This window comes from Oceanobacter mangrovi (assembly GCF_019740315.1).
In the GTDB taxonomy this organism is placed as follows: domain Bacteria; phylum Pseudomonadota; class Gammaproteobacteria; order Pseudomonadales; family Oceanobacteraceae; genus Oceanobacter; species Oceanobacter mangrovi.
This window is the reverse complement of sequence record NZ_JAHXZR010000009.1, coordinates 19869-39335: the sequence shown is the minus strand read 5'-3', so window position 1 is coordinate 39335 and position 19467 is coordinate 19869. Positions and strand designations below refer to the sequence as shown.

General features: G+C 51.9%; 20 protein-coding genes. 10 read left to right on the top strand and 10 right to left on the bottom strand.

Translation table 11 applies throughout. From position 1 onward, the window contains the following. Positions 1-11 precede the first annotated feature (11 nt). The 3 genes from K6123_RS17065 (at position 12) to K6123_RS17055 (ending at position 3228) form a co-directional block, all read left to right on the top strand. Positions 12-962 carry a Gfo/Idh/MocA family oxidoreductase gene (locus K6123_RS17065; protein ID WP_221799952.1) on the top strand — a complete coding sequence of 317 codons (951 nt, stop codon included), beginning with the start codon at positions 12-14 and terminating at the stop codon, positions 960-962. Between the two features lie 246 nt (positions 963-1208). Next, the gene (locus K6123_RS17060) at positions 1209-2210 is read left to right on the top strand and encodes an aldo/keto reductase (RefSeq protein WP_221799950.1); all 1002 of its coding nucleotides are present in this window, start codon (positions 1209-1211) and stop codon (positions 2208-2210) included. Between the two features lie 70 nt (positions 2211-2280). Continuing rightward, positions 2281-3228 carry a helix-turn-helix domain-containing protein gene (locus tag K6123_RS17055; protein ID WP_221799948.1) on the top strand — a complete coding sequence of 316 codons (948 nt, stop codon included), beginning with the start codon at positions 2281-2283 and terminating at the stop codon, positions 3226-3228. 1013 nt (positions 3229-4241) lie between these two features. Here the strand turns inward: K6123_RS17055 and K6123_RS17050 are convergent. Both K6123_RS17050 and K6123_RS17045 read right to left on the bottom strand, forming a co-directional pair. Beyond that, positions 4242-5105, bottom strand: coding sequence for an NmrA family NAD(P)-binding protein (locus K6123_RS17050; RefSeq protein ID WP_221799946.1), 864 nt, complete (start codon positions 5103-5105; stop codon positions 4242-4244). 47 nt (positions 5106-5152) lie between these two features. Then, the gene (locus K6123_RS17045) at positions 5153-5887 is read right to left on the bottom strand and encodes a DsbA family oxidoreductase (RefSeq protein ID WP_221799944.1); all 735 of its coding nucleotides are present in this window, start codon (positions 5885-5887) and stop codon (positions 5153-5155) included. A gap of 175 nt (positions 5888-6062) precedes the next feature. Between K6123_RS17045 and K6123_RS17040 the strand changes: the two genes are divergently transcribed. Beyond that, on the top strand, positions 6063-6587 hold the full coding sequence (locus K6123_RS17040) for a TetR/AcrR family transcriptional regulator (protein WP_221799942.1): 525 nt from the start codon (positions 6063-6065) through the stop codon (positions 6585-6587). Between the two features lie 521 nt (positions 6588-7108). On the opposite strand, the gene K6123_RS17035 is transcribed toward K6123_RS17040, so the two are convergent. Both K6123_RS17035 and K6123_RS17030 read right to left on the bottom strand, forming a co-directional pair. Then, positions 7109-7573: a hypothetical protein gene (locus K6123_RS17035; protein WP_221799940.1), complete on the bottom strand. Its 465-nt coding sequence runs from the start codon at positions 7571-7573 to the stop codon at positions 7109-7111. A 95-nt stretch (positions 7574-7668) separates the two neighbouring features. Continuing rightward, the gene (locus tag K6123_RS17030; protein ID WP_221799938.1) at positions 7669-8646 is read right to left on the bottom strand and encodes a magnesium transporter CorA family protein; all 978 of its coding nucleotides are present in this window, start codon (positions 8644-8646) and stop codon (positions 7669-7671) included. Positions 8647-8994: 348 nt separating this feature from the next. Between K6123_RS17030 and K6123_RS17025 the strand changes: the two genes are divergently transcribed. Together K6123_RS17025 and K6123_RS17020 are read left to right on the top strand one after the other, a co-directional pair. Next, positions 8995-9255 (top strand): hypothetical protein, encoded by a 261-nt coding sequence (locus K6123_RS17025; protein ID WP_221799936.1) that lies wholly within the window; start codon positions 8995-8997, stop codon positions 9253-9255. A gap of 23 nt (positions 9256-9278) precedes the next feature. Next, positions 9279-10046 (top strand): hypothetical protein, encoded by a 768-nt coding sequence (locus K6123_RS17020; RefSeq protein ID WP_221799934.1) that lies wholly within the window; start codon positions 9279-9281, stop codon positions 10044-10046. On the opposite strand, the gene K6123_RS17015 is transcribed toward K6123_RS17020, so the two are convergent. Then, positions 10043-12505, bottom strand: coding sequence for a DNA polymerase II (locus K6123_RS17015; protein WP_221799932.1), 2463 nt, complete (start codon positions 12503-12505; stop codon positions 10043-10045). The genes K6123_RS17020 and K6123_RS17015 overlap by 4 nt on opposite strands. A gap of 51 nt (positions 12506-12556) precedes the next feature. On the opposite strand from K6123_RS17015, the gene K6123_RS17010 reads away from it, so the two are divergent. Next, the gene (locus tag K6123_RS17010) at positions 12557-12895 is read left to right on the top strand and encodes a pentapeptide repeat-containing protein (RefSeq protein ID WP_221799930.1); all 339 of its coding nucleotides are present in this window, start codon (positions 12557-12559) and stop codon (positions 12893-12895) included. Between the two features lie 177 nt (positions 12896-13072). Here the strand turns inward: K6123_RS17010 and yddG are convergent, their stop codons facing one another. Together yddG and K6123_RS17000 are read right to left on the bottom strand one after the other, a co-directional pair. Next, positions 13073-13981, bottom strand: coding sequence for an aromatic amino acid exporter YddG (yddG, locus tag K6123_RS17005; protein WP_221799928.1), 909 nt, complete (start codon positions 13979-13981; stop codon positions 13073-13075). Positions 13982-14086: 105 nt separating this feature from the next. After that, positions 14087-14824 carry a helix-turn-helix domain-containing protein gene (locus K6123_RS17000; RefSeq protein WP_221799926.1) on the bottom strand — a complete coding sequence of 246 codons (738 nt, stop codon included), beginning with the start codon at positions 14822-14824 and terminating at the stop codon, positions 14087-14089. A gap of 43 nt (positions 14825-14867) precedes the next feature. On the opposite strand from K6123_RS17000, the gene K6123_RS16995 reads away from it, so the two are divergent. Next, on the top strand, positions 14868-15200 hold the full coding sequence (locus tag K6123_RS16995; protein ID WP_343224011.1) for a Rieske (2Fe-2S) protein: 333 nt from the start codon (positions 14868-14870) through the stop codon (positions 15198-15200). A gap of 21 nt (positions 15201-15221) precedes the next feature. Here K6123_RS16995 and K6123_RS16990 read toward each other — a convergent pair whose 3' ends face one another. From K6123_RS16990 to K6123_RS16980, 3 genes are read right to left on the bottom strand one after another with little or no spacing between them, the layout of a single operon-like run. Then, on the bottom strand, positions 15222-15644 hold the full coding sequence (locus tag K6123_RS16990) for a hypothetical protein (RefSeq protein ID WP_221799924.1): 423 nt from the start codon (positions 15642-15644) through the stop codon (positions 15222-15224). 58 nt (positions 15645-15702) lie between these two features. Then, positions 15703-16449: a DNA/RNA nuclease SfsA gene (gene sfsA / locus K6123_RS16985; protein WP_221799922.1), complete on the bottom strand. Its 747-nt coding sequence runs from the start codon at positions 16447-16449 to the stop codon at positions 15703-15705. Then, complete coding sequence (locus tag K6123_RS16980) at positions 16449-17606, bottom strand: pyridoxal phosphate-dependent aminotransferase (RefSeq protein ID WP_343224010.1); 1158 nt, start codon at positions 17604-17606, stop codon at positions 16449-16451. Before K6123_RS16980 ends, sfsA begins: the two co-directional genes overlap by 1 nt. Positions 17607-17969: 363 nt before the next feature. Between K6123_RS16980 and dksA the strand changes: the two genes are divergently transcribed. After that, positions 17970-18404, top strand: a complete 435-nt coding sequence (dksA, locus tag K6123_RS16975) for an RNA polymerase-binding protein DksA (protein ID WP_221799920.1) — start codon at positions 17970-17972, stop codon at positions 18402-18404. Positions 18405-18489: 85 nt separating this feature from the next. Further along, positions 18490-19434 carry a tRNA glutamyl-Q(34) synthetase GluQRS gene (gluQRS, locus tag K6123_RS16970; RefSeq protein WP_221799918.1) on the top strand — a complete coding sequence of 315 codons (945 nt, stop codon included), beginning with the start codon at positions 18490-18492 and terminating at the stop codon, positions 19432-19434. Positions 19435-19467: the final 33 nt, after the last annotated feature.

Here is a 19467-nt window from a genome sequence, read left to right as displayed (position 1 = left end):
GGAGAAGAATAATGAGACTTTGTGTTGCAGGCGCTGCTGGCGCTTTTGGTCAGAAACACCTGGATGCTGTTGCCAACATCGAAGGCGCAGAAGTGGTATCCGTCGTTGGTACCCGTCCGGACGTCATCAAGAAAGTGGCTGAAGATCGCGGCATTCCGCACTACTGCACCGACCTGGCTGAAGCGCTGGCACGTGACGACGTAGACGGTGTACTGCTGGCAACTCCAACCAGCATGCACGCTGCCCAGGCGATCCAGTGTCTGGAAGCTGGCAAGCACGTGATGGTTGAAATCCCGATGGCCGACAACATCGAAGACGCTCGCAAGCTGGTTGAAGTACAAAAGCGTACCGGCCTGGTGGCAATGTCTGGCCAGACCCGTCGTTTCAACCCATCGCACCAGTGGATCCACAACAAGATCGCTGCCGGCGAGCTGAAAATCCAGCAGATGGATGTGCAGACCTACTTCTTCCGTCGTACCAACACCAACGCCAAGGGTGAAGCCCGTTCCTGGACTGACCACCTGCTGTGGCACCACGCCTGTCACACAGTTGACCTGTTCCAATACCAGACTGGCGAGAAAGCCACCAAGGTAAGCGCACTGCAGGGTCCGATCCACCCTGACCTGGGCATTGCCATGGACATGTCTATCGGCATGAAAGTACCAAGCGGTGCTATCTGTACCCTGAGCCTGTCGTTCAACAACGAAGGTCCTTTCGGTACCTTCTTCCGCTACATCTGTGACAAGGGCACCTACATCGCCCGTTACGATGACCTGGTAGACGGCTTCGAAAACCCGATCGACCTGTCTGGCGTTGCCGTTTCCAACAATGGTATCGAACTGCAGGACCGTGAGTTCATCGCCGCCGTTAAAGAAGGCCGCGAGCCAAACTCTTCCGTTGCCCAGGTACTGCCTGCGATGGAGACTTTGGAAGAGCTGGAGCAGTTGCTGAACGCTGAGTAATTGGTTGGAACGGCATTCAGCGGCGATTTGCTGCGTTGTTTTTCACAGCAGGGTCTGCGCCTACCGGCTTGGTATGTCTGGACTCCTGCTGCAAAAAACGCCTTGCAACTCATCCACTGAGCTACCGCTCCTGATGGAACGCTGCTGCGCCAATCCGCCCAACCAACTCCCGAAACCGGCTCTGCCGGTTTTGCTGTTTCTAAGATCACGGTTTCCTGCACTTTCTACCAGTACAAGGAGAAACACATGACTCTGAAGACCGAATTCAATAACCCCGGCATTGGCCTGGGTTGCATGAACCTGTCCCACGCCTATGGCACTCCGGTGTCAGAAGAAGATGGCATCAAGGCGCTGCACGCAGCCTTTGACATGGGTTACCGCCACTTCGACACCGCCACCCTGTACGGCGGTGGCAAAAACGAACTACTGGTAGGCAAGGCGCTGAAAGAACTACGCGGCAAGCTGTTCCTGGCCTCCAAGTGCGGCATGGCGATTGGCGAAGAAACGGGCGTTAAGGAAATTGACGGTTCCCCTGCCAAACTGCGCAAGCAAATCGAAAGCAGCCTGCGTCGCTTGCAGGTTGAGCACATCGACCTCTATTACCTGCACCGTCGCGATTTCAACACGCCGATTGAAGAATCCGTTGGCGCACTGGCTGAGCTGGTGAAAGAAGGCAAGATCGGCGCGATTGGTTTGTCTGAAGTTTCTGCCGAAACCCTGCGCAAGGCACACGCGGTGCATCCGATTGCCGCGCTGCAGACCGAATATTCACTCTGGAGCCGCAACGCCGAAATCGCCGTGTTGCAAGCCACCAAAGAACTGGGCACCGCGTTTGTTGCGTTCAGCCCGGTTGCCCGGGGTTTCCTCGCCAACGGCCTGCCAACCATGGCAGAGCTGGAAGCGCTGGAGCCAAAGGATATTCGTCGCAACATGCCACGCTTCTATCCGGAAAACTTCCAGGCCAACCTGCCGCTGCTGGAAAAATACCGTCAGATTGCCGAATCTGCAGGCTGCACTCCGGCCCAGCTGGCACTGTCCTGGGTTTGCGCCCAGGGCGATCACATCGTACCCATTCCTGGCACCCGTTCGATTGCGCATATGGAAGAAAACCTCCAGGCCGGCAACGTCAAACTGTCCGCCGAGGTGATTGCTGAACTGAACCAGCTGATTAACCAGAGCACAGTGACCGGCCCACGTTACAGCCCGGCACAACAGACTGAGATCGACACCGAAGAATTTTCGGCCTGATTGATCTCCCCTGCGACCGGTCCATAACGGGCCGGTCGTCTGGTCGCAACAAAAACAACAAGATACGACTATGAACGAACCTCAGCATTTATCCGGCAAACGAGCTCCGCGTCAGCCGATGACGATTTCGCATTACACCCTCTATAGCGAAGCGCCATCCGAGCGAGACCCCGAGTTCGTCCACATCGAAGACATCCCCAGTCGGGCTCGCCTGTTCAACTGGGAAATCAATGTGCACACCCACCCCAACATGTACCAGCTGGTGTATGTCAAACGCGGCCGGGTGCGGATTGTGATTGATGGTCAGGAAACCCAACAGCAAGGCCCGGTGATCATCAGCGTGCCGGCCGGCGTGGTCCATGGTTTCGAATTTGAACGTGAAGCCACCGAAGGCTGGGTGATTACCGTTTCCCAACTACTGATTCACGACGAATATTTTTCACGCCAGTTTCCATTCCCGCAGCAGTTGCTGGAACAACCCGGCATTACGCCGCTGGAAGGTGGTGAAGAGCAGGAATTTATCCATCAAGGCATTCGCCAGCTGGATTATGAATACCGCCACGAAGCGGCGGGCAAAAAAGCCATGTTTGCCTGGCTGCTGTTCAGCCTGATGACCCGGCTGGGTCGTCATATCGAACGCGACCCGGAAGCAGCACCGCAGGACCTGCACACAGACCGCTTCAAAAAACTCAACCAACTGATTGAACAGCATTACCGCCAGCATCACCCGGTAGAGTTTTACGCCGAACAACTGCGCACCACACCCGCCAGCCTCAGCCGCACCTGCAAACAGGTATCGGGCAAAAACATCACCGACCTGATTTACGACCGCATTGTGCTGGAAGCCCAGCGTATGCTGATTTATTCCAGCATCCCGGTATCACTGATTGGTTACGAACTGGGCTTTACCGACCCAGCCTACTTCTCGCGCTTCTTCCGCCGCCGGGTTGGTCTGGCCCCCTCCGAGTTCCGCGAACAACGCGATGCACCGGAAAACGGCAATCGGGCCAGCGCCTGAGCCAGGCCGCCGTACGCTGATTCCGTTATCAACCAATCGCGGAATCAGCCATTCCCCTCCAAACGAGAGCATCACTGTCAGCAGCAGAGTGAACTCAGACGGCACTTCAGTTTATCCGGCGCAGGAGACGGCCTGACCACAACCTGAAACAAAAAGGAGTCTGTTGCAGGTGCTTTTTTGAAGATTCCAAACTGTAGGATGCTAATAGCCGAAGGCGTATTACATCAATCAGGAGGCCTGAGATTATCCGACGGATCTTGTTGAGAAAAGCGCTGAAAATCACTGCCCCCCCTTTTTTTGATCATAAATGTATGCATGTGGCGCATATAATGGAAAGCACACCCAAAGCAATGTGCGCTTTTCAGCAGGCTTGCGCACTTTCCCGAGCGCTGCTACGGTAAGCTCCTGATACATGGACGGTTCTTGCGCAGGTTTACAGCCATATGCGTAAGTGAAACTGGTGTTAGTGCGCAGCCTGCCCGGCTGGGCCTGCTTTCTCAGAATGGATTGATCTGAAAATGGAATTTAATCCCTATTTTTCAGATAGTTATCCTGTCTTTTCAGAAACTGGCTTACCCAGAAAGTGTGCATGCGCACTGACAAACTGTTAACAAGATGGAAGAATCCTGACTAACTAATTGGCAGTTGATCTTCCTTAATTCAGCGATCTACCTTTACACCTAAACGTATTTCATCAATAAGGTTTTCGGCTCCAAAAAATATAGTGTTCGCTGTTATCTAGTTGGTGGCGAGGTTGTCGGCATCGTGTAGTCATATAAAAAGCTTGAGGTTCTTTACGACTACTAAACTTGGTGAAGCGCTAATAAATATTGATCAATATCTAGCTCAATGCTGGACATTTATGAGTTGTTGATTTTCTAAATTGGCTTTTTACAGATTCATTTAAGTATTGATGCAAATTTTCTTCACTATTCAATCAAGCTTACCCTATTGGGGTTTCAGTTTTTTACCAATGAAACTCAAACTGGATAAGAATATAAACCTGAACTTTATCAATCTGCGAATGTTTGCTTCAGAAATTCGCTTACTGAAACTGGATTGCGCCCTATCAAGCTAGCTAAGTCATTAGAGGGGTTATCGAAATATCCGGAATTCACTTGGTTCGCAAATCCCACTAATGCTTGTATTGCAGCCTCTGGAAACGAATCACTTGTTAAGCTCTTGATGTAATCATCGGTTTCAGGGGACGAAAAAGGAATGTCTTTCCCAGTTACCTTGCTTATTTCATCTATAATTTCACCAAAACTAACTGATTCGATCCCACCCAAATCATATGTTTTGAAATCATGTCCCTGAGAACATAGGACATTGGCTGTTGCTAATGCCATGTCGGTGCGTGTAGCAAACGAGATTTTACCTTCTCCAACAGGCGCATGATACCCACTCTCTAAAACGCCTTGACCTAATATTTGAGGGATAGATTCCATGTATGGAGAGTTACGCAAGATGACATAATTTAACCCCGATTTTTTTAAAGCGTATTCAGTCCATCCATGCAAGTCTTCTGACAAACAACTTTCATCAATAGCGGTGCTTCTTTGCGTGCTTGTGTAGATAACTTGTTTTACATTGGCAGTTTGAGCGGCCTTGATGACATTTTCATGCAGTGTAAAATCGGCAAATGCTTCCCCACTTGAAATAAAAAGCAATTTGTCGATGCCCTGAAATGCGGATACGAGGGATTCATAGTCATTGTAACTACCAAATCTGATGTCTATACCTCTATCCGATAAATCATTCGTTTTATCATTTTGGCTTCTAGCAAGTGCTGCAATACCATTTGAAGGCACATGTTTATTAAGTTCATTAATCGTTGCAAAACCGAGCTGACCAGTTACACCTGTTACTAAAATCATTTCATCCTCACTATTTATTCTTTATGTTCATAATATCAATTTAGTATTCATTCGGAAATGATACAGCCAGCATCCCCACAGCTTCTTGCAGAAGGCATGTTATCTAGTTTTTCTTTTTCTAATACTGACTGGATGTAGTGTTTGAACTGCTCTTTTGAATTAGCTCCTGAAATTTCGTATCGATTATTGATGCGGTAATAAGGAACACTTTTAACCCCCATTCGTTGACTGTTTGAGATGTCATCCTCAACAATATTTTTGAATTGCTTCTTGAGTAAGATACTTTTTACGGATTGCTCGTCTAACCCTTCATCGACGGCTATGGCTATCAATTGGTCGATATCTGCAATATTCCACCCTTTAACAAATGCAGCTTCCATGAGTCGGTCAGAAACTGTGTTCTCAACCCCTTGAGTTTTGGCATAAGCAACCAAACAATGGGCATCAAATGTATTCACCATCCGTACTTTATCCATATGGATAATGAGTCCTGACCTTTTTCCAGACTGCTCTATTTGCTTCGCTCTATCGCGTGCACTATCAAGATCCATCCCATATTTCAGAGCAACTTCGTAAATAGACTCTGGATCACCCTGCGTTGGGTTTGTTTGGTAGCTTCTGTGCTCCTTGGTGAATCTTACGCCTAGATCATTGAGGGCACTAGTTATATTCCACTCGCCAATGAAACACCAAGGGCAAAGATAGTCTGACCAAACCTCCACAGTAATCGAGGGCTTCTGGCCTGCCTGATTCACTTCTTTATGGTTATTTTGGTTCGTCATAACTTGCTATTACCCCACTAACAATTAAAATAAACACATATTTACTAACCAGCATATGTTATTAACTGCAAATTTACGAGGCACCTGTAAGAAGTGCAATAGACAGGTTTTTCATTAATGTTGGTTAAACAACACTAACCAAGAAAGTGTTGATAAAAAGTTTATGGGGTGACTTGTGGATAGAAGAATTGAACGAACACAGAAAGCTATTTTCGATGCGTTATTAGAACTCATGAATGAAAAAGATTTTGATAAAATATCAATTAACGAAGTCGCCCAAAGAGCCAATGTAAACCGTGGGACTATTTATTCCCATTACTCTGACAAAAATGACCTGTTAAAAAAATACATCGCTAGTTGTATCGCTCCATTTCAACAAGAATGTTCATCAGAAAGTCCAGAAGTGCTTATGCTGACTACATTTGAGTACATCGAAGAAAATGTCGAGGTCTTTAAAACATTACTTATGAATGGTGGTGCAACATCATTCAAAGAAACGTTGCAGGAAATGGTTTTTTCAGGCTTAACAAAGGCAAATCAAAACCATCACGATAAAGATTTTATTCATCAAGAAATAAAGTACCATTTTGTCGCTTCTGCTATGACGGGAACCATTGAATGGTGGGTTAAAAGTTCTACGCGTTACGAGCCAGAGATTATGGTTGAACATATTTTGCACCTCCTAAAGAAGTTACAATGACTGCTAACCGACTTTTTTCTAGAAGTAGATAGTTTAGATTAATTTGGGGACAGTCGGAATTCTATTGGCACATTGGCGGGACCACGACCACGTCGTCCTTTTCGTCGATTCGGATCAGGCAAATGGCTGGAGAAGTATGGATATGGATTAAACCGGCCGTGTTATTTGATCCAACAAACGCGGTTTATTGATGCCGAACTTGCTTGCCCCAATCTGTACTCGTAGAAATCATGAGTGGCAGTCCTGTCTTCTCGTTTCTGCTTCCCGTGCTGTATTCCCTTATCAGAAATAACGTCGTAAGGAAGCCCCTACGACGTATTATCAAGACCAAATTACCAAATCATTATTTTTCGTTATTTGAATCACGACCAAACCTGGGGCCCTTGCCATTTCTCATAAGAAGTACAAAGGTAACTAACAACATAAATAAAAACATATCGTTACCAAAGTATCTAAAAGCCCCCCAAGCGATCACTACGGCAACAACACACCCTAGTAAAAAAGCTAAGTTTTTCATAAATTCAGGCATATTCAAAAGAGTTTGGAACGTTCCTGGCCTTCATTGCAAAGCTACCCTGATAAGTCACTTGAGTTCCTAAAATCTCTGGATTAAGAGAGTAAAAAGTTTTCCAGCCTGGAAACTCCAGTCCATTTCTTTCGACAAATACAAACAAATCAGATATCTGGGATCCACATCCTAGTGATCTTCCTGCCGCTACAGACAAGCTACCAATAGCAGCGCCTGTGTATGCTGAAGCGCCGATTGAGGCAGCCACAGCCAACTGCTCAAGTCCTGTCGTAGCACCAATCAACTCGGCCATAGTCGCGCCTTTTCCATGCTGACTTAGTGTTCCTGACATCGTACTCATGGTGGCTATTGCAGAGTTGTACGTATCAAATAATGTGCCAGGAACAGGCAATCCCAAAGCCTTCATATTCTCATCAAAGTATTTTTTAAAATCTCCAGATTTATAACATTCGCCCATATCTATCTCCTTATAAATAGAGGATTCACCATCTCAATTATAACCATCCACATCTGATAACCATTTAACATTTATCAATATCCTGACAAACATGTCTACAGCCATTTATGCTTGCGGAACCAGCTCAGTAAACCCAGCGCAATACTGATCATTACCGCCAGCAAAATGAAATATCCGCCTTTAAAATGCAGCTCGGGTATGTAATCGAAATTCATACCATACAGCCCGGCCAGAAAGCCCAGCGGCACAAAAATCGCCGTAATTACGGTCAATACCCGCATGGTGTTATTCAGCTGGTGCGAGGTCACCGCCAGGTAACCATCAATCAGGTCTCCACAGATGTCGTAGAACATCGAGGTCAAGCTGGCCAGCCGTTCAAAGCGGTCATGCAGGTCGTTGATGGTGTGATCCAGCTCGACGCCTTCGATATCAAAGCCAATCTGATCACTGTCTTTCAGCTCGTCGGTGATGTTCTCGTGATAGTTAAAAATCCGCCGCATCTTCACCAGCCGCGAACGATATTGCATCAGCTGTTTCATCAGGTCGTCAGAGCCATGAGCATGAATGGCATCTTCAACCTCACTGAGCTTGTCCTCAAACGCCAGCAGGTGATTAACGTAAAAACCCGCCGAGGTATGCATAATGCGCAGCGCCAGCTGTGCCGGACAACGCTGCAAATGCACTCCGCCATTAGCCTTCATAAGCTGATCAACACTGTTCGCCGGCAACGGGTGATAACTGATCAGCAACCGCTCACTGACAAAAAACGAAATCGACTGTGACTTCCAGTGCAGATCGCTGTCGAGCTCGGCAATGCCGCGATACAGAATAAAGGTCTGATCATCGAATTCTTCCAGCTTCGGCGGGTGACGTTCGCGCTGGGCATCTTCAATCGCCAGCGTGTGGCAACCCAGCTCCAGCAAGAACTGCCGCTCCGCCTGCTGGTATTCCTTGCCATCTGACATCAAATCCAGCCATAAGCGGCCGGAACCGCTGTCGCGCCATTGTTGCAACAGCTCTTCACCGCCAGTCTGGCTCTGGCCAAGTTCATCAACAAAAAGTGTTCGAATCATGGAATGTCCCTTGTCATAAAAACCGACTGCCAAGAAAGCCCGCTATCTGGTTACGCCAGCAACCGGCACTCGCAAGGTGGCACTAATATCTATCAAACACCGACCCCATACAGGCTCATTGGTTGCATCCACAGCGGCGGCATCATCGAGCGATTCACAATCAGTCTGGTTCGACCTCATTTGAGTCACCAACAAGCTGGCATGAAACACGGCCCGGGATGCTAGAATCTTCAGAAAGCGTGAACCAGTTCCAGTGGTTGGTTTTGGTTAATCATAGCCCCGCAGCAGGCCTTTTGGAGAAAGAGCCCTGGTTTGCGGGCATAGGCTTATCGAATAAACGGAATTGTTATGAACTCAAAGATCGCGTTCGGCCTGTTTTGCTCATTGATACTGACAGCCTGTGGAGGCAGCAGTGGTTCCGGCTTCAACTCAGGGTCATCGTCTGATTCCGGCAGTAGCTCATCCTCCGACTCCAGTACAACCAGCTCCAGTGGTTCCGGCACGGCTGATGATTCCACCACCCTGACCTGGGTTGCACCATCGTGGGATCAGGCGGTTACCTACGAGACAGAAACCCTCTCTCTGGTGACCACTCCACTGATGACCTGACCACACGAGTCAAACTACTGGCGTTGCTGGATATCAATGGCAACCAGTTGACCCCGGATGCCGTGGCGATTTTTGAGGCGGCGCTGTATCCGGATAATTACGACGCCAGCTTTACCGTTGCCAGCCTGTTCTGGGGCTTCACGCCGGATAGCGATTCATTGGTCCACACTGACCTCAGCCGTGGTGAAAGCTATTTTGTCGCCGTGAAAAATACCAGCCTCGATTACAGCGCGATTCAGCGCGTCAGCATTGGTGACGAAAATATATTCCGCACCGGCTATGTCACCTTACCCCTCGACTGCACCATGACGGATGGCGTTATGACCAGCTGCAGTAGCCTCGACAGCAAATACGTCGGCGGCTCCTATCAAATTGCCGTGCAGGCCGATTCCCGCATGGCTGATACCAGCTGGGATTACCTGGGTAACGACGACAGCTACCTGTCTGGCCAGCCGGAACAAACCTCGTTGCTGTTGTTCAAGCTGGATTCAACGCCCGTAGAAGATGCCGATAGCGGAGAGTCAGTATTTGAGGAAGGCGAAAACGGGATGACGGCGACGTTTGCATACGATGATCCCAGCTGCACCTATAACTATGTATCAGATCCTGTGCAGATAACGGAAACCACCACTCTGACCGCCCTGAACATCAGCTATATCGGTTATGGCATCAACGGCACCTTTGTTGCTGACAGCAGCTGTACCTGGACCACAACTACAACTACAACCACAGCAAGCGTCAGCACTGTCTCATCAACAACTGGCACAGGTTCAGATACAGCCGCAAACTAACCAAACAGCGACGCCTGAGTACCCAACAGGTCATCAACGTCGTCGCCGGTAAAATGAAAAATGGCTTCGGCCAGGGGGCGTAGCTGTTTGTCGATATAGTGCTGGTAGTCCGGCGCGGCCAATGGGTATTGCAGGTCGGAATCCTCCCCGTCGTACAAGGGCTCAGGTCCGGCGGCAGTGATTCGATATTCGATCACACCACGGCCGTTGCGATACATTGGCAACAGGCCGTTTTGCTGGCGCCAGAAGTCCAGTTTCATTGCCGCCCGCGCATGGGGCGGCACGTTGCGCTGATACAGGTGTAAGGGCTGCCGCAGCCGCTTGCGGTAACTGAGCTGGTCGTCCAGCTCGCCGTTCAACAGCTGTTTCACCAACCCGCGCACCCAGTCAGCATAGGGTTGCTGCAGGAAAATTTTCTCATACAACTGCTGCTGGAATAGCCGCGCCAGCGGTGTCCAGTCGGAGCGCACGGCCTCCAGTCCCTTGAAGACCATTTCCGGTTGGCCATCGGCATTGGTAATCAGCCCGGCATAACGCTTTTTGCTGCCGGTTTCGGCCCCCCGAATCGAGGGCATAAAAAAGCGTCGGTAATGGGTTTCGTATTCCATCTCCAGAAAGCTTTCAATGTTGAAACGATGCTGTAACTGCTGCTGCCACCAGAGGTTGAGATTCCGCACCAGCTGCTGCCCTATCTGGTCGGCTTCGTCGTCCGACACCGATTTGCGCAACCAGACAAACACCGAATCGGTATCGCCATAAATCACTTCATATCCCTGCGAGGCGATCCATTCCGAACTGGCCAGAATGATTTCGTGGCTGCGTTTGGTGATTGAAGCCGATAAGCGGGTATCGTGAAAGCGGCAGCCTTCCGAACCTAACACCCCATAGCAGGATGCCATAATCACCTTGATGGCCTGTGCCAGCGGTTTGTTACCCTGCCGTTTGGCCTGATCCCGCCGCTGCCCCAGCATACGGATCAGATCCGGTAACACATGCCGTTGCTGGTGAAAACGAGCGCCAAAAAATCCCGGCACCCAATGGTCGTTAGGTAAAGTCTCAGCGGCGTCAGTCGTCAGCCCTTCTATTAAACCCATAGGATCAATCTTGAAGGTGCGAATAATCGACGGATACAGACTTTTGAAATCCAGCACCAACACGTGTTCGAACAGCCCTGGACGGGAGTCCATCACGTAACCGCCAGGGCTTTTTTCCGCCTTGTAGCCCTCGCCCATATTCGGTGCGATGTAACCCGCCCGATGCAATCTGGGCAGATAGAGGTTTTCAAACGCCGCCACCGAACCGCCCATCCGATCCAGCGCCAGGCCGGTCATCAGGCTGCGCTCGATGGCAAACTCAAACAGTTTCACCTCGGCAAAAATCCGCCAGACCAGATCACAGTCCTGCAGGTTATAGGCGGCAAAACTTGCGATATCGGTTTCATACAAACGCTGAATGTCATGACCGCGCTGACTGCCGGTCAGCAGCTTGGAATCACCTAACAGTTGTTCGGAAACGAAGTTGAGCGAGAAACTTTCGAACTGGAAGCTGGCAGCCCGCAACAATTCGATGCCATCCAGCGCTACCCGCCCGGCCATCTGCACCGACACCCGATCCGGCATATCCCGACGGCGCCGCCACTTCAGCCGGGAACCGTCACGGCCCCAGGTCATGGTTATGCGGTGCTGGCGGTACAGCTGCACCAGCACGTCGATGTCGAACTGGATCAGGTTCCAGCCAATGATGGCATCCGGGTCAAGCCGGGCCAGTAACAGGTTAAGCTCGGCCAATAAGTCCGCTTCCGTGGCAAAACGGCGAATATCGAGCGCGGTATCGTTTGCCGCCTGCGCAGCACCATGTTCGTTGACCAGTAACACCTGACGGAAATTTTCAGCCACCAGCCCAACCGAGTAGAGCTTGACGCTTTCACCCTGGCGGGGAATCGAGGTTTCAATATCGAGCGACAACCAGCGCAGCTGCGGCCGGTAATCGCCGGGCTTCATACGTGTCTGCTGAATCAGCAGGTGTTCACTGATGTCGTCGACGGCTGCCACGGCAGTCTCTTGCTGCCATTGCAGTTCAGCAGCGCCATAAACAAAACGCTCCATCAGGTAGCGGTCCGTCGGACGGATATCAACTTCGCGGCAGACTATGCCCTGCTCGGCCAGCAAGTCACGCCAGCGATACAAATAGCTGGCGGGTAAATAGCAACCGCACACCGCAGTCTGATCAAAGCTCTTCAGCGCCAGCGCACGAAACTGAATTGGCCAGCCCAGCGTGCTTGCCATGGCGGCGGCGCGCTGCTGTTCGGACTCGGCGATAAAACACACTGCCGGTTGCCGCAGCGTCTGTTTGATCGATCCGGTTGGCGAATGCCACCAGAACGTCAGCTCTGAATCCTGCTCACCGGGCTGATCTGTCCAGCTACTGGTTAATAAAAAGGCTTGCGACCGTCGGTTCATGCAGGCTCATCTATACTGATTTGCATAAAGTCTAAATCAACGAGGTTTTCCATGGCCACACCAGGCATCAGTCAGGATCCCCTATACCAGATGCTGAGACACGACGACGTCACTGGATTCAACCAGGCGATTGCCGATGGCGCCAGCTGCGACCTGCGCGGCACCGACTTGCGCGGACTGGATCTGCGTGGCATTCACTTTCAGGGCATGGATCTGACCAACGCCTATTTCCGTGGCGCAGATTTACGTGGTATCGACTTCCGCGGCTGTCGACTGGATGGGGTCAGCCTCGCCAATGCCCGCGTCAGTGGTTGTTATTTCCCGACTGAAATCAGTGCCGATGAGCTGCGGATGTCGGTCGAGCTGGGGACCCGCTTGCGTCATCCATAAGTCGCTGAACGCAACCAAATGAGCCAGCCAAAAAATAAATGAGAATTATTCTTGACTAATTAAATGAGAATCAATATTGTTTGCTTATCGACGTTAGCGATAGCGCCGGTGTTCAGTCACAGTATTCAGGCTGTGGGTGATCTCTCTCATCAAGCTAATCACGGTTGCTTTGGCCGCTCATTGAGCGGCCATTTTTTTATCCTTTTTACCAGACCAGGACGCCAAAAAGGCACCGCAACTAATAGCTACTGCTGCCAGACCAATTTCCAGCCGCCATTCACTCTCACCCACCAGTAACAGCAGTGCCACGGATATCAGCGGCGCAAAGTAGGAAATCACTCCCAACAAAGCCAGATTGCCGTGTTTCATGCCGTAGTCCCAAGTGAAAAAAGCGATGCCAACCGGGCCAACGCCCAGCGCCACTAACGCCAGCCATTGCAAACTGTTGGCCGGCCAGACGCTGGTTTCCAGCAGCAAGTGCATCAACAGCGCCAAGCCCGCCGTAGCCAGACAAAACCAGCCTGCAGCATCGGTTGGCACCGCTTGCATCTTGCGGGTAGTGACGGAAAAACCGGACCAGATCAGCGAACAGCCAAAGGCCAATAAATAGCCATTGAGGTAATCGCCATCAAAGCGGGTATCACCGCCAGACAACAATAACCAGCACCCTGCCAACGCCAACAGCGCCCCCAGCAGATGGTTCCATAACAACGGCAAACCGGTCACCAGGGTGCTCAGCAGCACGATAAACAACGGCCAGAGATAGGCAATCAGGCTGACTTCCACGGCCGGAGCCAGATTCATGGCGGCGAAATAACAGGCGTGGTAACTGAAATAACCACCGACACCCAATAACCAGGCTGGCAATGGCTGCCGGGCATATTGCAGACCACTTTCGCCACGCCACCACCAGCGGATTTGCATCACCAGAAAGGCGGTGGCAAAGCTGATTGCCATCAGCTGGAAGGGCGGAATCTGGCCGCCGGTCAAACGGGTAAACAGCGCCAGCGAGCCCCACAAGGCAACAGCGCTGGAGCCGACCAGGGTCGCCAGTGCCGGTGAAACCCGGCTTTCAGAAGCAGTCATAAGAAAATCTTTCCGAGGGTCTGCGAAACGCCGCAGTCTAGTCGATTGGCAACAGCAAAACCTGTGGGATTCGGAACACTTGCTGTTGGCTTTCGCGCAGTGGCATCAGTTACGGAACTGTTGCCGATACTGCCGTGGTGACAGCCCGGTTTGCTGGCGAAACCTGTGACTGAAGGCGGTTGGCTCGCTGTAACCCAGCTGCTCGGCGATTTGCTGCACGCTGGCGCCGGATTGCTGCAACAGCTGACGGCCATGCCACATTCTGACGCCCAGCTGATAGTCCCGCAGACTTTGGCCGAGCTGTAACTGAAACTGCGCCAGCAACTGCCGACTGCTCCAGTGCACCGTGCGGGCCAGCTGATTAACGTCGAGCGGCTCAGCGTAATGCTGGTCGATCCAGCGCCGCACCTGGGCGATACGGCGGGCCGCCGACGCATCAGTCAGTGACACCGCAGGCGTTGGCAACAACTCCAGCAGCAGACTGCTCATTTGCCATTGCAGACCGGGCGTCAGTGTGGCCTGTTGGAATTGATGATCCAGGCACTGGATATAACCTGCCAGACCAGGGTGCAGTGAGATAAACGCAGGCAACGGCTGTAACTTCAGCTGTTGTTGATCGAGCGCCAGATCCAGTACCAGAAAGCGGTTATCGCCTGCCGCCGCAAAGGCGTGCTGCTGACCCGCCTTCACCACCGCCAGTTGGCTACCGGCCTGCACCAGCCCCTGCTGCTGATCAATTTCCATCTCCAGCGTACCCGTGACCGGCAACACCAGCTGACAATAGTCGTGACTGTGGCGGTGTTGTTCGTGACTGTAACTTCGCTGGTAGAATCCGGGTTGCATTGGTTTTTACCTGACACTGACTGATAAATCCGGAGTCTGACCCGTGACCGAATCATTGATCCCGCTGTGTTCACTCGATGAGCTGCTACCCGGCACGGCCCGGGGCTTTGAGCTAAATGACAAACCTGTACTGGTGGTACGACAGGGCTCAAACCTGTACGCCTACCACAATTCCTGCCCGCATCGGGGGATTCGGCTGGAATGGCAGCCGGACCAGTTTCTCGATATCGACAACCATTTTATCCAGTGCAGTACCCATGGCGCGCTGTTTAACATTCATGACGGTCTGTGTATCGCTGGCCCTTGTGTTGGCGACGCCTTGCTGCCACTGGCTTGCGAGGTTCGTGACGGCCAGATCTGGCTGCAGCCGGAATAATCAGGCTACCGCATCAGAGCCTTATTCAAACAGCTTTTTCATTTTTTCCTTGCCGCTCTCATAGCCGTCCTGCACGGCTTCCTTGCTGTTTTCATAACCCTCTTTGGCCATGTCCTTGCCTTTGTCGTAACCCTCTTTGGCCATATCCTTGCCTTTGTCATAACCTTCCCGGGCAAGCTCCTTGCCCTTGTCATAACCATCGCCAAGCGCATCCTTGCTGGCTTCATAGCCTTTTTTGGCCAGCTCGGAGCCTTTATCGACGCCTTTTTCGACCAGCTCACCGCCTTTGTCAGCACCTTTACCGGCGACTTCCTTGCCGTCTGAAAACCATTCCTTGCCCTTGTTAACGATCATATCCCAGAGGGATTCTTCTTCCTCGGCCGCCGCCGGGTTAGCCAACAAGGCAGTCGTGCAACACATGATCGAAAGTAACAGTCGTTTCATACGCTTCTCACTCTGAAAGGCCACGAGCGCTAGCTCTGAAGAGCCAAAAGTGGCTTGGTTAAATTGCTCGCAATGGCAAGGGTTGGCTGACATCCAGCTGCATACTGGCCGCAGTTTCATCAAAACGAACCGGCCAGGCGATGACCCTTACGCCCTGCTGCTGTACCTCGGCCAGTGCAGCGGCATAATCCAGGTCTACATCAGCAGCCGCTGCCACCTGCTCAATACCTTCCAGTGACACACAAAACAACAGGATCGCCTGGTGACCTTGCTGCTGCAATTGCGCCAGTCGCCGCAAATGCTTGAGACCCCGTTCTGTACGGGCGTCCGGGAAACAACCCAATCCGACTTGCTGTTCGTGACGTGGCAGAGTCAGACTTTTTACTTCTATATATATAGAAGGCTGTTGCTCACCACTGATCAAAAAATCCAACCGGCCATCTTCGACCCTGGGCTCCTTGCGCAGTTGCTGATAACCATGCAGCCAGTGCTGACTATCCGTTTTTGATGTATCCAACTGTGCCAACAAGGCTTCTTCAACCAGCTGATTGGCGCGCGCCGTGTTCACACACGCCTTCCAGCGACCGGCAACTTCCGTCCATTCCCAACTGTAGGGCAACTTGCGTTTGGGGTTCTGGCTGTCCCACACCCACACCCGGCAACCCGGATCGGCACAATGGGTCATGGCACCGGTGTTGGCACAGTGAGCGGTAATCAACTCACCGTTATCCAGTTCGATATCTGCCAGAAAGCGTTTGTAACGCTGAATCAGACGGCCGCTCAATAATCCATTCTGATACTTCATCAGGCCGCCTGTTTGAGCCAGTTGGCCAGCCGCTCTACCGCCAGCTTGAGCCGTTCAATATCGGCGGTGAAGGCAAAACGCACATGAGTCAGCGCCTGATAATCACCGAAGTCGACACCCGGCGTGAAAGCAACGCCGGTTTCACGCAGCGCCCGCAAGCAGAAGTCGAGGCTGTTATTGGTAAAACGGCTGGCATCGGCATAAACGTAGAAAGCACCATCAGGCGTCACCGGAATGTTGAAACCCAGTTCCGGCAGCGCTTGCAGCAGGTAATCCCGGCGCTCAGCCAGAATCGCCCGGCGCTGTTCCATAATCGCTACGGTTTCATCATCAAAGGCCGCCAGTGCCGCATATTGGGCCGGTGTTGATGGAGCCAGAAAGACGTTTTGAGCGAGGGTTTCCAGAGTTGGCACCCAGCTTTCTGGTACCACTGTCCAGCCCAGCCGCCAGCCGGTCATGCCAAAATATTTGGAGAAGCTGTTCAGCACCACAGCGTCATCGGCAACCGACAGTACCGTCTCTGGCTCACAGGTGAAGTTGAGGCCCTGATAGATTTCATCAACCCAGAGCTCACCACCCAGTTGTTTGGCCTGGCTATTCAGAGCAGCCAGTTCATCAAGCGACAGCACAGTACCGGTTGGGTTGGCCGGGCTGGCAACCAATGCCGCCTTCGTCGACGGCTGCCAATGCTGCCGTAGCATGTCCGGGGTCAGCTGATAACGCTCAGCCGGACCAGCAGGCACCAGCTGACCATGAGCTTCAAACAAGGCGGCAAAATGGCGGTTACATGGATAGCCCGGGTCGGCCAGCATCAACTGCTCCCCCGGATTCAGCCGGGCAGCAGCCAGTAGCAGCAGCGCTCCGGAAGCACCAGGGGTCAAGACAATTCGGGCCGGATTGACCGTTACGCCAAAACGCTGTTGATACCAGCCAGCGATCTTCTGGCGCAATTCAGGAATCCCCAGCGCCGGGGTATAACCGGTTTTACCAGCAGCGATGGCTGCCATACCGGCACGGGCAATCGGTTCCGGCGTGGTGAAGTCCGGCTCGCCGACTTCCAGGTGAATAACGTCCATGCCGCCAGCCTGCAGCTGTTGGGCTTCTGCCAGCAGGGCCATGACCTGAAACGGTGCAATACGCTGGTTGCGTTCTGCCATACCGGACATTCTTGAATCGTTCAATGCCGTCGCCTTCCCAAATAGTTTTGTCAAAAAAGAACCAGCCAGCATTGTGCCAGAAGTGCGCTAATTTACGAGCCAAGGGGGCTGGCAGCGGCCTGATCACGGTTCATTGCGGCAGATTTTACCAACACCCTGTTTCCTCAGTGGCAGAATCCGGGGCATGATCTGTGTTGGGATAGCCCTACGAAACAGTTGGCGCTTGCGCAGGAATCTGATAGTTTCCCCGCCTTATTATTTTTGGGGCCCGTGAAAAGGACGGTAATCAGGCCATCTGAAACCGATTTTTCGGGGCAATGTGTTCGGTTGCTTGAACCCAATAACGTGTGAGGCAGCAATACCATGCCGCAAGAGAAGAAAGAATTTGCTCTGACAGATTTCACTCCGTATCAGGCTTCCCCTGATGAAGAGTACATGAGCGACGCTCAGCTGGAGCACTTTGCGGAAATCCTTCGCAAGTGGAAACAGGAGCTGATGGAAGAGGTCGATCGCACCAAAGAACACATGCAGACCGAGCTGGAAAACTACGCGGACCCCAACGACCGTGCCAGCCAGGAAGAGGAATTCAACCTCGAATTGCGTACCCGTGATCGCGAGCGCAAGCTGATCAAGAAGATCGACAAGACCATCGACAAAATCGACAAGGGTGATTACGGTTTCTGTGATGCCTGCGGTGTTGAGATTGGTATCCGTCGTCTGGAAGCCCGTCCAACAGCCGACCTCTGCATCGACTGTAAAACCCTGGCTGAAATCAAGGAAAAACAGCTGGGTGTTTAATCCTGTTCAGGGCGCTACGGCGCCCTGTTCTGTTTTATGAGTCTCTCTTTCCAGTTCCTTCCTGCCCGTTTTGCTGGTTGCACCTATGCCAGATTTTCCTGCTGATTCCTTCGCTGCTCCCTACATCGGTCGTTTTGCGCCCTCTCCTACCGGGCCGCTGCATTTTGGTTCCTTGCTGGCAGCACTGGCCAGTTATCTGGATGCGCGCCAACAGCATGGCCTATGGCTGCTACGGATCGAGGATATTGATCCACCACGGGAAGATCCAACGGCGGCCAGCCGGATTCTGCAAATTCTCGATGCCTACGGGCTGCACTGGGATGGCGAAGTTCGTTATCAGAGCCAGCGTCACGACAACTATCTGGCAACGCTGGATCAACTGATTCAGCAAGGTGATGCCTTTGCCTGCGCCTGCTCGCGTAAACAACTGCAAAACACCCTGCATCTGGATGGCCACTGTCTTGCTCCGGTACCAGAAAACCCGGACTTGCCCGACAGCTGCGCCTGGCGTTTCAAAGTCCGCTCCACGCAGCAAGAGCCGCTCTGTTTTGATGATCGTCTGCAAGGGCAATTCTGTTTGTCACCGGCACAGGATATTGGTGATTTTGTAATTCGTCGGCGCGACATGCTGTGGTCTTACCAGCTGGCAGTGGTTACCGACGATCACGATCAGGGAATCAACCAGATCGTTCGGGGCATCGACCTGATCGATTCAACCCAGCGGCAACTATTGATCTATCAGGCGCTTGGCTGGCCAGCGCCGATTTATGCCCATATCCCGGTGGCAGTGGAACAAAATGGCCAGAAGCTCAGCAAACAAAATCTCGCACGGGCGTTAGAACCTGACGATTCCGGTAGTACCCTCTGGACTGCGCTGCAATGGCTCAAGCAGTCTCCCCCCATTGAACTGCAGCAAGACGGCAACCAGCGCTTGCTGGACTGGGCTATTCAACACTGGAATCCGAACGTACTGACAGGCCAACAACAGCTGGCCGCTCCGGCACAGTTCCAGCGTTTGCCAGGCAATTGAGCACTCAACTTTAGCCGCCCTCCTGTTCCGCCA